13 protein-coding genes and 1 riboswitch are annotated in these 14,628 nt (G+C 30.6%); of the genes, 5 read left to right on the top strand and 8 right to left on the bottom strand.

What is annotated here, in order from left to right; genetic code table 11:
• The first annotated feature begins 89 nt into the window (after window positions 1-89).
• Window positions 90-1,337: a YaiO family outer membrane beta-barrel protein gene (locus N5D46_RS13930; protein ID WP_280050347.1), complete on the top strand. Its 1,248-nt coding sequence runs from the start codon at window positions 90-92 to the stop codon at window positions 1,335-1,337.
• Here N5D46_RS13930 and N5D46_RS13925 read toward each other — a convergent pair.
• From N5D46_RS13925 to N5D46_RS13900, 6 genes are all read right to left on the bottom strand, one after another.
• Entirely contained in the window at window positions 1,334-4,762 is a 3,429-nt protein-coding gene (locus N5D46_RS13925) for a sulfatase-like hydrolase/transferase (protein WP_280050346.1), read from the bottom strand. The genes N5D46_RS13930 and N5D46_RS13925 overlap by 4 nt on opposite strands.
• Before the next feature lie 2 nt (window positions 4,763-4,764).
• A complete protein-coding gene (locus N5D46_RS13920) occupies window positions 4,765-5,829 on the bottom strand; it encodes a HEAT repeat domain-containing protein (protein WP_280050345.1) in 1,065 nt (354 codons plus the stop codon).
• 4 nt (window positions 5,830-5,833) lie between these two features.
• Window positions 5,834-6,190 (bottom strand): response regulator transcription factor, encoded by a 357-nt coding sequence (locus tag N5D46_RS13915; RefSeq protein WP_221854151.1) that lies wholly within the window; start codon window positions 6,188-6,190, stop codon window positions 5,834-5,836.
• A gap of 11 nt (window positions 6,191-6,201) precedes the next feature.
• Entirely contained in the window at window positions 6,202-8,076 is a 1,875-nt protein-coding gene (locus tag N5D46_RS13910) for a hybrid sensor histidine kinase/response regulator (protein WP_280050344.1), read from the bottom strand.
• Between the two features lie 5 nt (window positions 8,077-8,081).
• Entirely contained in the window at window positions 8,082-8,513 is a 432-nt protein-coding gene (locus N5D46_RS13905; RefSeq protein WP_280050343.1) for a PAS domain-containing protein, read from the bottom strand.
• A 99-nt stretch (window positions 8,514-8,612) separates the two neighbouring features.
• Window positions 8,613-10,124 carry a PAS domain S-box protein gene (locus tag N5D46_RS13900; RefSeq protein WP_280050342.1) on the bottom strand — a complete coding sequence of 504 codons (1,512 nt, stop codon included), beginning with the start codon at window positions 10,122-10,124 and terminating at the stop codon, window positions 8,613-8,615.
• 146 nt (window positions 10,125-10,270) lie between these two features.
• On the opposite strand from N5D46_RS13900, the gene N5D46_RS13895 reads away from it, so the two are divergent.
• From N5D46_RS13895 to cobC, 4 genes are all read left to right on the top strand, one after another.
• Window positions 10,271-10,894 carry a hypothetical protein gene (locus N5D46_RS13895; protein ID WP_038333041.1) on the top strand — a complete coding sequence of 208 codons (624 nt, stop codon included), beginning with the start codon at window positions 10,271-10,273 and terminating at the stop codon, window positions 10,892-10,894.
• A riboswitch (cobalamin riboswitch) is annotated at window positions 10,872-11,004 on the top strand. It overlaps the preceding gene by 23 nt.
• Window positions 11,005-11,105: 101 nt before the next feature.
• The gene (cobT, locus tag N5D46_RS13890; protein ID WP_038333038.1) at window positions 11,106-12,125 is read left to right on the top strand and encodes a nicotinate-nucleotide--dimethylbenzimidazole phosphoribosyltransferase; all 1,020 of its coding nucleotides are present in this window, start codon (window positions 11,106-11,108) and stop codon (window positions 12,123-12,125) included.
• Window positions 12,119-12,895, top strand: coding sequence for an adenosylcobinamide-GDP ribazoletransferase (locus N5D46_RS13885; protein WP_038333036.1), 777 nt, complete (start codon window positions 12,119-12,121; stop codon window positions 12,893-12,895). Before cobT ends, N5D46_RS13885 begins: the two co-directional genes overlap by 7 nt.
• Window positions 12,880-13,440 (top strand): alpha-ribazole phosphatase, encoded by a 561-nt coding sequence (gene cobC, locus N5D46_RS13880; protein ID WP_280050341.1) that lies wholly within the window; start codon window positions 12,880-12,882, stop codon window positions 13,438-13,440. Before N5D46_RS13885 ends, cobC begins: the two co-directional genes overlap by 16 nt.
• Before the next feature lies 1 nt (window position 13,441).
• Here cobC and N5D46_RS13875 read toward each other — a convergent pair whose 3' ends face one another.
• Both N5D46_RS13875 and N5D46_RS13870 read right to left on the bottom strand, forming a co-directional pair.
• Window positions 13,442-14,158, bottom strand: coding sequence for a DUF2071 domain-containing protein (locus tag N5D46_RS13875; RefSeq protein ID WP_280050340.1), 717 nt, complete (start codon window positions 14,156-14,158; stop codon window positions 13,442-13,444).
• Window positions 14,155-14,487, bottom strand: a complete 333-nt coding sequence (locus tag N5D46_RS13870; RefSeq protein ID WP_280050339.1) for a hypothetical protein — start codon at window positions 14,485-14,487, stop codon at window positions 14,155-14,157. The genes N5D46_RS13875 and N5D46_RS13870 overlap by 4 nt, the downstream gene beginning before the upstream one ends.
• Window positions 14,488-14,628: the final 141 nt, after the last annotated feature.

Below are 14,628 nucleotides of genomic sequence, written 5' to 3'. Positions count from 1 at the left end.
AATAAAGCTCAAGAATTTATTTTCTTGAGCTTTTTTTATGCTCTAAATAATTATATCTTTATCCTCATAATAAAGTACGTTTTTATCACATGATTCAAAAATCATTTCTAAGAAAGACACTCTTTACTCTTACCTTTTTACCTTTATTTTCGTATAGTCAAGAATCGAAAAGTTCGGATGATTTATTTCAAGAAGCACGTCACAAAGCTTTCGAAGAAAAAGATTATGCAACTGCCAAGAAACTTGCATTACAAGCTTTAGATCAATCTCCGGAATATACAGATATCGCTGTTTTTTTGGGACGAATATATACATGGAATGATGAAACCGAAGAAGCGAGAAAAGTTTTTCAGAATGTTGAAAAAAACATGGATCCTTCTACCGATTTTTATTTAGCTTACACGTCACTTGAATATTGGAATGATAATTATACAGAAGCCGTTTCTATCATTGATCGTGGATTAATTAAATATCCTAAAAATGAAGAATTATTGTTGTTAAAAGCTAAAGTTCTTAATTCAAACAATGCTTATGAAGAAGCTTCGAAAACAATCAAAGAATTATTAGCAATTAACCCTAAAAATACGGAAGCGCGCGAATTAGCAAATCGAATCGAAATAAATAATACTAAAAATGCGATTAGTGTAAATTATAATTACTCACATTTTGACAAGCAATTTACAGATGATTGGCATCAAGTTTCGGTTAGTTATAAAAGACAAACTTCGATTGGTTCATTGATCTTTAAAGTAAATTACGCAAACAAGTTTAAAGATAACGGTGTTCAATACGAAGTAGAAGCTTATCCAAGACTTTCTAATACATTTTACATGTACGTTGGCGGTGGATATTCGGATAGTGATGGAATTTTCCCTAAATATCGCACAGGAGCATCTCTTTACGCTAATTTACCTAAAAGTTTTGAAGCCGAGTTAGGTTATCGTCAACTTCATTTTTCGGATGATGTTTGGATGTTTACAGGATCAATTGGGAAATATTATAAAAATTATTGGTTCAATTTACGTGCATTTGTAACACCAAGTAACAACAATATTTCGCATTCGTATACATTCACAACTCGTTATTATACTGGCGATGCAAGCAATTATTTAAGCTTAGCTATTGGTACAGGAATTTCACCAGAAGATTTTAACAACAATCTTTTAGAAGATACAACTTACAAACTGAAGTCCTTCAAAATTGGAGCAGATTATAATTTTTCGATCAGTGAATTAAACTTAATTTCAATTGGTGCGAATTATTACAATCAAGAATATCGTCCAAATCAAAAAGGAAATCAATTTGATGTAAGCGTTTCGTACAGCCGAAAATTCTAATTGATATAACGATTAAATATAGAATCAGGAACCATTTTTTGAGTATTTTTCAAAGAATGGTTTTTTGTTTTAAAGCTTTTCAATCGATTTTTCAACTCTGTTTCCATCTTCGAATTTTGTTCAACATCTTCGGTTAAATTCTTTTCAATTCGATATAACTTCCCTCCTGACAAATGATAATTTTGAAAAACATAATCATCTAAAATATTTTTATTCTGCATTAACGGAACGCCTTGTTTTCTGAAATTCGCTTTACCGTTTTCTAAATTCTGTCCCATCCAAGTCACATAATTCGGTAATTTCAGTTTATATGAATATCTAAAATATGTCACAAAAGTTGGTGCAACATCAAAATGCGTCACAATATTTGACATCTTTTTCGGTGACTTTAACAAAGGAGAATAAACAATAATCGGAACATGAAAACGATCAATCTTTGTTTCCATCGGTACTTCTGGCATTCGATGATCTCCAGTAATCACAAAAATAGTTTGATTAAAATCTGAACGTTTTTGATAAGCTTCGAAAAAGTTTTTTACAGCTTCATCAACACTCAAAAAAGTCACCAATTGTTGTTTATATTTTTTTACTGTCGTCAAAGTTGTCGCATCATAATTTCGAGATTTAATCAACGTTTCAAACTGTTTATTATATTTCTCAACATTGTTTATTAAGAAAGGACTATGCGTCGCTAACGTCATCAAAACATTAAAATATGGTTGATTATTTTCTTTTTGCGTTGCTAAATATTTTTTAAACACTGAATGATCGTCAAATCCCCAAGAAAATCCATTATTCGACGGAATTTTTGCATAATTATTTTCGTAATCATTTTCATCAATAATTGTTTCAACACCCGAATAATTCAAGTATTTCGACATAAAATCGAAATCAGCATCGCCACCGTAAAAGTACCCCGTTTTATAACCATTACTTTTCAACAAATTATACAAATTGTAATGTTGAGGTAAACTCTTTTGTTCCATAAAACCATTTTCAGCAAATGGCAAAGAACCCGTCAATCCAGGTAAAACTCCATATGTTCTTCCCGTCGTGCTTAATCCATTTTCCCAATACAAACCCTTTTTCGAAAGCTGATCGATATATGGTGTAAAAGAACCTAAATATGCACCTTCGTTACTAAAAGCTCGTCCCAAACCTTCAATCACAATAAAAACAACATTCGGTTTTTCTGTTGTTAGATTAAATTGATCCGCAAAGAAATTTTTGTTCTCGTCTTGATACAAAAATGGATAATTGGTTTTATCAAAATAATGTCGATTATCTTCATTATTTGAACTCGAATTTGAGTTTAAAAAGTCAATTTCCGAAAGTTTATCTTCTGCATATTGTTCAATCGAATTTGAGAAAAAATAAGAAGATTTACTCGAAATTAGATTAGATGAAAACTCATCATTTTGAGTGCTTTTTAAATACAAATTAATTGGTATAATAAACGATAAAAAACTCAAAATTATTAATGGTAATTGAAGAATTTTTTGATTGATTTTTAATCGATAACCGAAAATAAATATCGTTGTTAAAATAGCAATTACAGCGATTGATAAAAGAATATTTGTAACATTTACAACACCTGATGCTCCAATAATTAATTTCAATTCTTCGAACGTATAAGAAAACAAATCTGAACCTAATAAATTGAGCGTTGTTTGAAAATATTTAATCAATAAAACATTTGAAATGATTAAAAAAGAATACGCAAAAATGATCCATTTTTTCGCCCAACTTATCGAATAAAATTGCAGTAAAAAATATGCAAAACTTACCACAAAAATACTATCTAAAGCAAAATCGATATTATGTATGAATAAGTCAAAAAATAAAGTTTGATTAGAAGTTGTTGTAAGATTTTCTTGATAAAGATAAAATTCAAGAATTGTTGACAATCCAAAAAGTAACAAATAAACCAACGAAATAAACGTAGTTTGCTGAGCCAAATTTACAAATCCAAGTTTCAGTTTTTGCCAAATAGATAATTCTTTCGCTTGATTTCCTCCAAAACCTTGTCGCGTCATTTCTCCCCACGAATTATTTTTCAGAAAGAAATCCTTCACGCCTTTCACTCCTGACAACACAACCAACGGATGAAATGTAAAAGGCTCTATAAACGCCGTAAAAAATAACTTCGGAATATCACCTTTCTTGTAATAAACGTTATACGTCATCAAATCAATCAGAATAGCATAAATCGAATATAAAATTCCATAAAGCAATACAAAAGCCATTAAAGGAAAGAAAATATGCCAATTAATTAACCCTAAAAAGAATAAAACAACGAAAATGATCCAACCAATGTATTCGATAATCGGTCCTAAAAATTCGAAGAAAAACCAATACGGATAACTCATCATTCCAAGTTTTCCATATTTCGGATTGAAAAATAAAATACGATGCTTCCACAAGGTTTCTATCGTTCCACGCATCCAACGATTGCGTTGTTTTGTTAAAATTTCTTTACTTTCTGGCACTTCTGTCCAACAAAGCGGATCGGGAATATTCACCACTTTATAGGCCAATTTTTGTTCGTGCATATAACGTCGCATTCGCACAACAAGCTCCATATCTTCACCAACTGTATCGTGATCGTAACCGCCACACTGGAGTACAATTTCACGATCAAAAGCACCAAAAGCACCCGAAATCAGCATCAAACCATTGGCGCGCGACCACGCCATTCTTCCCAAAAGAAATGCTCGAATATATTCTAACGCTTGCGCTCTTCCTAAACGAGTTTTTGGCAAATTAACATCGACAATTTTACCATCTACAATTGTACAATTATTCGCCAAACGAATTACGCCTCCACATGCAATTACTTTTGCTTTTGCTTCATCCATAAAAGGTTTCGCAAGCTTCAGAATCGCATCTTGTTCTAAAATACAATCGACATCAATACAAACAATATAATCGTTTGCTGCAATATTAATTCCGACATTTAGCGCATCCGATTTTCCTCCATTTACTTTGTCAACAATAATTAATTTCTTGAAAACAGGATTTGTACTTTTATAAATTGCATTAATTGGTTTCGTTTCTATATTTCCTTCAACGAAATAATCAATTTTAATCAAATCATACGCTTCAATTAATCGTTGCAACGAATCATCTTTGGAACCATCATTTACAATAATAATTTCGAGCTGATTGTAATACAACGACAACAAAGAACGCACGTTCTCCACAATCGTTGCACCTTCGTTATAAGCGGGCGCAATAAGGCTAAAAGTAGGCGCATTTGGCGATGTTGCAATAAGCGAATAATCCGTAAAACTGTTTTTTCGGATATACATTTTTATCGCTCCTTTTGCATAAAAACCTATCCATCCGTAGACTAAAATTAATAGGATTGAATAAAAAAGGAAGCCGTAAATAAAAAAATCGAAAGCCGTTTCTAGCCAATTCATGATTAGTTTTCTTGGATAATTTGATTAATAATTTGTTTTAATTCAGGAGAGTTTGATTGGTGTGCAAGTTTTTGTAAATTGGTTTTTGAACAACAATTATTTAACGCTCTTACACTTGCTTTTTTGACAGAAAATGATGGATTTTCCTTTGCTTGAGTTTCTAAAAATGTGTTATTTTCTGGATTTGAGATTTTTTCTAAAGCTTTTAAAATTTGAATTTGAAACTTTTCGTTACACGTTTCATATTGCTCAATCAATAGCTTTGAGGTTGAGTCATCTTCGATTCTGACTAATGTTTTAATCGTTTCTTCCACAACTTTTTCATCAGAATCGTGCAAATTATCTGCAACCAAATCGTGCATTTGCAACAATTGAAACTTGCGAATTAATTTCATTGTTAGAATTTTCACACTTTGATTAGGTGATTTTAACCAATTTGAAATTATCTTATCAACCTCATCAAGATTTGGTAAAATTGTAATTGCATCCAACAATTTCAACTGTTGCCAATCCGTCAATTGCTCTTGTAAATTATCCAAAAAATATAAACCTTCGAAACCAGCAAATTTCGTTAAACCATATTGCGCTTCAGATCGTACTAAATCATTTTTATGTTGTAACATACTTTTGATTTTTGGTAAAGTTTCAACATGATTCATCGTCGTAACTTCTTGTATTGCCTCGGCTATTTCATGATTTTTTTGACTATTTAATTTCTGTAAGGATATTTTTTTTAATTCATAATGGTCAAATAAATTTTGAATACTTTCTTTTGAATTTCCAGAAAAATTTTGTTCCGCTTTTAGTAATTTTTTAATAAAATAATGTTTGAATGAACTTGATTTCAAATAATCATTAAAGTCAGTATTCGAATTGGATTGATCATCCAAAATTGTTTCATAAATTTCTTGATCAATAATCGCATTCCACTTATTTTTCTTTGTAATGATTTTATATTCAATTATACTTGTCAATAACGTATAAATAATTGTCAAAAAAAGTAAAATAAGTAGAATATAAATTCCTACGATTAACTCGGTATAGGTTATAATTTGTAGGATAATCATGCTTTTATTTTAATAATTTCTTCACGCGAACAGACAATTCAATAGGGCTAAATGGTTTCACCATAAAATCATTTGCACCCAAATTAAATGCTTCCACCACTACATCTTCTTGCCCTAAAGAAGACAAAATAATCATTGGTGTTTCGGAATTTTTACTTTTTCTAACAGCACTAATAATCTCCAAACCAGACGCAAAAGGCATCATAATATCTGTAATAATCAAATCAATATCTTCATTCTCAATCTTACTGATTGCTTCTTTTCCATTTCGTGTTAAAACAACTTTGTAACCTTCTTTTTTCAGTTTGTGTTCAATTGTTTTTAAAATCAATTCATCGTCTTCGGCAATTAAAATCTGCATAATATTGGTTTTTAAATATTTTTTAAATAGTTAATAACTAATTCTATTTCGGTTTTTACTTTAATAATCAGCTGGTTTTCTTGTAGGTAATTGATTGAAGTTGATTTTTCTATTTGTTCGGTTAAATCAGCCAAAATTGTTAGTCCAGCCGTTTTTGCTGTTCCTTTTACTTTATGACCTAATTGATTTAATTCTTCTAAATTTTGTTTGTTGGAATAAGTTTCAAATTCTAGTATAGATTTTTCTAACTCATTAATAATTATTTCTATAAATGTTTTTCTAAACGATTCGTCTTCTTTCGTATAATTATTTATCATCGAAAGATCAAGGTGATTTCCAAAATCATTGGTTTCAATCTTTTCATATTGAGAAAAGTCTAACCATTTTTCTAGTACATCAAAAATATCTTTTTCTCGAATTGGTTTTGCTAAGAAATCATTCAATCCAGCATCAAGACATTTTTCTTTTTCGCCTTTTACATTTCCCGCTGTCACTGCAATAATCGGAGTTTCTTGAAAATTGTTTAATAAACGAATAACCTTAGTTGCTTCAATACCATTCATTTCTGGCATTTGAATATCCATCAAGATTAAATCCACCCTATTTTCTTGACAAATCGACACTGCTTCCACACCATTTGCAGCTGTATATAAAATAGAATTTGGCGCAATATTTTTAATAATCTGCTGATTTAAAGCCATATTTACTAAATTATCATCAGCAATTAAAATGTGAAATTGTTTCGAAAAATCTTGCGAAATTTCTTCTTGATTTTCAATTTCTATGGTTTGAATTTCTTTCGAATCAATAATCGTTTTACGCAGCGTATCAAACAATTCTTCAGACTTAATTGGTTTCAATAAACGCGAAGTTATTCCCAATTCTTTTGCTTTCTGAATTAGATATTCATCCTCAGAAGAACTATGCAATAATACTAAAGGAGTTTTTGTGTTCTTTGTTATAAAATACTCTTTTATTTTCTGAATTGTTTCTAAACCATTCAAAACTGGCATGTGATAATCCATCAAAATAACATCGTAAACATCGCCATTCAAAACTTTCTGAAGCGCTTCCATTCCATTGTTCGCAATATCCGACGTTATATTTTTGAACTGCAACATATGCTGCAAAATCATTTGATTGCTTTGATTATCATCTACAATCAAAACATGATTTATTTCGTCCAAATGATCAAATTGTTGCTCAATATTGTATTCGTAATCAACTTCTAAATCAAAGAAAAATGTAGAACCTTTATCTATTTCGCTTTGCAATTCTAGATGACTTCCGAAATAATTTAGTAATTTATTCGAAATTGTTAAACCTAAACCTGTTCCTCCGAAACGCTTACTAACAGTACTATCCTCTTGTGTAAATGCATCAAAAATCTTGGCTTGTTTTTCTGGTTTTATCCCAATTCCTGTATCACGAACAGAGAATCTCAGTTTTGCTTTTTCTCCTTTCACAATTGGTTCAACTGGACTAATTTTTAGTTCTATTTCTCCACTATCCGTAAATTTCACAGCGTTTCCAAGTAGATTAATTAACACTTGTTTCAATCGAGCTTCGTCAATCCAAATAAATTGAGGTAAATTATTATCTATATTCAACAACAATTCAATTTTTTTGTTTTCGGCTTGATAAAGAATCACATTGATTACTTGATTTCCTAACTCGAACAAATTATTTTTTTCTATCGAAACATCCATTCGACCTGATTCAATTTTAGAGAAATCTAAAATGTCATTTATTATTGACAATAATGAGTTTGCAGAATCATTAATAAAATTCAAATATTGTTTTTGAGTTGGATTAAGTGGCGTTTTCAATAATAAATCAGAGAAACCAATCACACCATTTAACGGCGTTCGAATCTCGTGACTCATATTTGCTAAAAACTCTGACTTCGCTTTACTAGCGATATCGGCGTTCTTTTTGGCTTTTTAAGTTCTCTATTTTTCTTGACAGATTCTGTTATATTTTGCGAAAACATAATCAAACCGCCAATTTGTTTTTTATTGATATACCACGGATGAATCGCCCAGGAATAGTGTTGATCCGTATCATATTTTGGTGTACGATAAATGGTATCTTCATTCGAATAATTTTGACCTTGCAAACAAGCATCGTAAATCGCTTTTCTTTCAGCAGGAACATCGTACATTTCGTAATGAGATTTTCCAATCACATTTTTCTTTTTTATCGCAAATTCATCACTCCATTGATTACTCAAAGTCAGATAATTCATTTCACTATCAAACATTGCAACAGAAGCAGGTACGTGATTAATAAACGTTTCGAAAATAGCTTTTTGTCGAGCCAATTCTAACGTATAACGTTTTCTCTCATTAATATCCTGGAAAATTCCAAAAACGCTAACACATTCTCCATTTACAAATTCTGGAATTCCTTTGCATCTAACCTAAATTGTTTTTCTTTTTTGGGTAACAATCTGCAACTCCATATCATATTCAATCCCTTTTTCTATCGCATCTTTAAAGGCTTTCTTGATTTTTGGATAACTACTTTTTGCTTCATAAAAATTGAGTGCAGTTTCTACATTTGGTTCGTAATCTGGTTCAACTTCATGGATTTTTTTCGTCGTATCTGCCCAAATTAATTTTTGTTGAATCAAATCATATTTCCAACCTCCAACATTCGCAACTTCGTACGTATGATCTAGCAACTGACGAACACGATTAAGATCTCTTTCCAACAAAGTTCTTTGTGTCATATCCACAGCAGTACTCATTACAACAGGATTTCCTTCGTTATCTTTGTCCAAAATATTGCTATATAACCAATATGTTAAAGTTCCATCTTTCTTTATCAGACTCATCAAACCAGAATCTTGCTTTTTACTCAAAATCGTTTCTATATAGGTTTGATATTCTTTTTGATTAGATTTTGGAATTATTTTTTTCAGATTCAAATCTTTTGCCTCATTTTCTGAATAGCCCATAGATTCTAATCCTTTCTTATTTATCGACAAAATATTTCCATCTAAATCATGAATTGTCATTAAACCAAGCGAAGAATTGAAGAAGTTTCTAAACTTACGTTCACTGTTTTCTAATTCTACTTTTTTCGAATTTTCAAGCGTAATATCTCGACCAAAGAAGAAGATTTCGTTGTCAATTTTTAAGTTTGATCTTGTATACCATTCCACTAACTTCTCTTCTTGAGATTCGGGAGAATACATCAAACATTTGAAATTGATTGAATCTGTATTATTTTTAAGATTTGATAAATACGTATTAACTTTCTTTTTATCTTTTTCCGAAACAAAATCTAAAAAATTTTCTGTAATAATTGTCTTTTTATCTTTTATTCCTAAAACCTCTTTAAAAGCAGGATTTATAGATTTTAGAACACCATTAATATCGGCAACTCCAATCAGGTTATTAGATATTTTATAGATATTTTGAAAATAAGAAGCGTCTTTTTTTCGCTTTTTACTAACCAATAATTTGGTAATATTTTTCCCAAGTTGAATCAATAAATTACGTTGTTTTTCGTCCAAAGTTCTTGGATAATGGTCGTTTACACACAATGTTCCCAACGCATTTCCATTGTCATCAATCAACGGAACACCAGCATAAAACTGAATATTTGCAGCTTTTACTCCAGCAATATTTTTTGCAGGTTCAAATTTCGTCACATCATCAATCACCAAAATTTCTTCTTCCATTAAAGAAAATTGACAAATAGTTTGTTGACGTGGAACAATATCTACCTCGATTCCGCAATTGGCTTTAATCACTTGATAGTTTTCATCAAAAATAGAAACTAACGCAATTGGCGCATTACAAATCAAACTCGCAGCATTTGCAAAAACCTCTAATTCTTCGTCTTTATCATGTTCTTGTAAATTATAATCGTAAACCGCTTGCAATCTTTGCTTTTCGTTCGTTGGGATGGGAAAATTTTTCATTAAAAATTGATCTTATTTAATAGGAAAGTAGAGGTGGTTAAAGATATTACATAAATCCAAATATTCTAAATCAATTATTTCTAAAAATAAAACCAACCTTTTTATTCATAAAATCATCTCTATTATAAATCTAAACTTTAAAAAATATGAAAATCACAATTCCAATTCCTTGCAAAGAGAAATTAACAAACGAAAATTTCTGTGCAAAATGTCAACATAAAATCACTGACTTTTCTAATTTGACAAATGACGAAATTTCGAATGAATTTCAGAAAAGCAACGTTCATTGTGGTATTTTTCATCCAAGTCAATTAGGTCAAAATCTTTTTAAGAAAACGATTTCTAATGTCATGATTTTTTCTGCTTTTGGGTTATTAAATTCATGTACAAATGGACAGGATAAACCAAATTGTACAGAACCTTTAGTTGCAAAAAATGATTCGATTCACAAAGAAAAAATAAAATTCAAAATAAAAGTTAATTTTGGAAATTCTAACTTAGAAATCAAAACATATCGTTTGTTAATTAATGATGAATTAGTAGAAAGTAAATTAAACGTTGGCGAGGAATATACAATACAATTTGAGACTTTAAAAAATACTGAACTTAACCTAAGATTAGCTTCAAATGAAATAAATTCAGAAGTTTATAAATCTTATTCATTTAAAAATTTTCCGAATAAAGTTAATTTAAACACTTCTGATTTTGAAGAGCAAGTCGTTTTGATGGGAGATATAGTGATTGATGAAAATTTTGTCCCAGAAAAATAATTTATTACCTTGCTTGCACAAAAGGGAATCGAGTGCAAATCTCGAGCTGTCGCGCAACTGTAAGTAGAGAAAAACTATAAGCCAGACCACTTTTTAGATGATGCTTTCGCGATTGAAGCTCAATCAAAACTACATATATTTTTATTATTTGTTGAATTGATTGCACTTGATTTCGAAAGCATTTTTTTATTAAAATTTAGTTTAGTATAAAATGCAAAAAGAAGAAATTCAACACATTATTGATCTTAAAACAAAACCGCTTGGAGCTTTAGGTTTATTAGAAAAAATCGCACTTAAAATTGGTTTGGTTCAGCAAAAAAATCATTTAGAATTAATAAAACCTCATCTAATCGTTTTCGCAAGCGATCACGGAATTGCACAATCTGGTGTTAGTGCGTATCCAGCAGAAGTTACGCCTCAAATGGTTTTAAATTTCCTAAATAATGGAGCAGCTATTAATGTTTTTTGTAATCAAAATGAGATTAATTTAACGATTGTTGACGCTGGTGTAAATTATGATTTCGAGGATTATTCGGTTTTGAAAAATTGTAAAGTAGCCAAATCAACCAAAAATTTCTTGCACGAACCTGCAATGACCTTAGATCAATTGGAACAATGTTTTGATTATTCGAAGACAATTGTGAACGAAATCGCTCAAAATGGAACAAATATTATTGGTTTTGGCGAAATGGGAATTGGGAATACCTCTTCTGCATCGATGCTTGTACATTATTTGACCGATTTACCGCTTGAACAATGTGTAGGACGTGGAACAGGTTTGAATGATGAGCAATTACAAAATAAAATCAATATTCTAAATCAGGTTAAAAATACACATAGGAAAATTACTGATCCAAAAGAAATTTTAGCCACTTTTGGAGGTTTTGAAGTTGCTCAAATGACAGCTGCAATGTTATCTGCTTATGAACATAATATGTTGTTGATGATTGATGGATATATTGCTTCGTCTGCGATTTTGGTTGCGTCTAAATTAAACCCAGAAATTTTAAACAATACAATTTTCTGTCATCAAAGTGATGAATCTGGACATCAATATTTATTAAATTATTTCAACGAAGAACCAATTCTGAACATCAATTTGCGAGTTGGTGAAGGAACGGGGTGTGCGTTGGCTTATCCAATTATCAAAAGTGCGGTAAATTTCTACAATGATATGGCGAGTTTCGAATCTGCAGGCGTGAGTAACAAAGAAACTGAAGTGAAATGCTAAAAAAAGAAATCGCTTATTTTTTAACCGCATTGATGTTTTTTACGCGAATTCCGATTCCGTTCAAAATTCCATATAGCAACGAAATCATGAATCAATCACAAAAATACTATGCAGCGATTGGTTTATTGGTTGGCGCTTTTAATGCATTGATTTATACAATTTGTCAATTTATTTTACCTATTGATATTGCTATTATTATCACAATGATTACAAGCGTTTTACTGACAGGAGCTTTTCATGAAGATGGTTTCACCGATGTTTGCGATAGTTTTGGAGGCGGTTATGGCAAAGAAAAAATCTTGACAATTATGAAAGATAGCCGAATTGGAGCTTATGGTGTAATTGGTGTTATCTTATTGTTGTTATTGAAATTCACATCACTTCAACATATTGCAGAAAATAATTTTTGGTTGATGATTTTCAGCTTGATTGCAGCACATTCGGTTAGTCGCTTTTTTTCTGGAATGATGATTTATACACACGAATATGTGACAGATATCGACAAAAGTAAATCAAAACCGATGGCAAATAAAGCACTTCCAATAAAAAATCTTATCATTAGTTTTCTTTTCTGTCTTGTGCCTTTTATTGTTTTTGGCGAATGGAAATTCTTGTTGATATTACCACTTTGTTACATAGGAAAAGTTTATTTGGGCTGGTATTTCAAAAAATATATTGGTGGATATACAGGCGATTGCTTGGGAACTGTGCAACAAGTTACCGAAGTTTTGTTTTATCTTGGCGTTTTAATTCTATGCAAGTTTCTGTAATTCGACATACAAAAGTTAATGTTCCTTCATCGGTTTGTTACGGACAAACTGATGTGGAATTAGCTGATACTTTTCATCAAGAAGTAGTACAAATTCATACTAAGATCGAAAACGACTTTGAGATAATTTTTTCAAGTCCACTGAGTCGCTGTCAACGATTAGCAGAAACTTTCTCGAATGAATTTATTTTTGATGAACGATTAAAAGAATTCAATTTTGGAGATTGGGAAATGAAATCGTGGAACGAAATTCCTTCGGAAGAAATAGAACCTTGGTACGCCGATTTTGTCGAAACTAAAACACCAAACGGCGAATCAATGCAAGATATGTCTACGCGACTTTTTGATTTTATGGAAGAGTTACGAAATACTCAACACGAAAAAGTGCTGATTGTTGCACATGGTGGAATCATCCGTTTGATGTGGTGTTATTTGTTGCAAATACCAATCAAAAATGCATTCAAAATACCTATAAATTATGGTGAAATGTTTCAGTTTAATTTAGGAAAAACAAATGAGGAAGATTTTATTTTAAGGAAAGAATAAACTACAAACATTTTATCTTTTCTAACGACTTCCATTCATGTTCGATATTGGTCATCAGAATTGCGTTATCAAACTGAACAGAACCTTTTAGAAAGATTGTTTCATTTTCAAAAAAACTTGATTTCACATGTAAAACTTCCAAAGGTTCTACTCCCCAATTATAGGTTTCGAGTTTTAGACCTTCAAAATTATTTCCATTTGGAGAATAACCGACAGAACCATTCTCGAAGAATTTTGAAACTTCATTCAACGTTTCGAAAATCGAATTCGAATTAAATTCAACAGATTTTTTTGCATCAATTTCAATTCGTGTATCGTCAGAACTCGTGAAATCTAAATGATAATTATCGTTTTCTTCTATAACATTAAACTTCGCAAAATAATGTTTACCAGGAAAAACTCGACCACCAACAAGCGCATTCAATTTTAGCGAAGTATCTCGCCTCGGAATATAAACACCTTCTTTTGTCACGCCATTTTCCTCCCATTCAACCGCAATTCGATGCGCTGCATTTTCAGAATTCACTCCTACAAAATCAGGCAAACCTTTTGGTTTTATATCTTTCAATCGAATCAAACAAATTCCTGCAATTGCTTTTCCTTTGTACAATTTTGGACGAAAAGGTCGGGGCAAAATCTTCTCAATATAGTGTGGTTCTACACAAAAATTGATTAACATTCTGCGTTCTATAATACCATGAATTGTAGGAATTTTCATAACTCTATTTTATTATTTTCAATAAATTCATTAATAATTGATTTGAAATTTCGTGTGACATCAAGCTCTATAATATCTTTAACTGACATCAAGCTTTCTACTTTCCAAGCGTTATTTATAGAATTATATGAATCTAACTTAGAAACTAAATTTTGATAAAAAATATCATCTCCAATTTCCATTTCAATTTTATTTATAAATTCATTTATTGTAATTGATTCTTCGGGCCAATCATTTTCTGCATCAAAAAGTTTAATTGCAATCGTAAAATCTACTTTCGACTTGAAATTATTTCTTTCAATTAGTATAGATAACTCATCAAATGTCATTCAAATTATATTTCCCCCTAATTTCTCAAAAAAAATCAACAAGTCAAATATTTCAAAATTAATTTATTAGAAAAAAGTTGTAAAATTTATTCGAAAAACACTTGCAAAAGTAATATTAATGACCTTATATTTGCACTCACA

This window comes from Empedobacter sp. GD03865, from assembly GCF_029840775.1.
Classification (GTDB): domain Bacteria; phylum Bacteroidota; class Bacteroidia; order Flavobacteriales; family Weeksellaceae; genus Empedobacter; species Empedobacter falsenii_B.
Note: the sequence above shows the minus strand (reverse complement) of the source record. Positions and strands in the feature narration are given on the sequence as shown.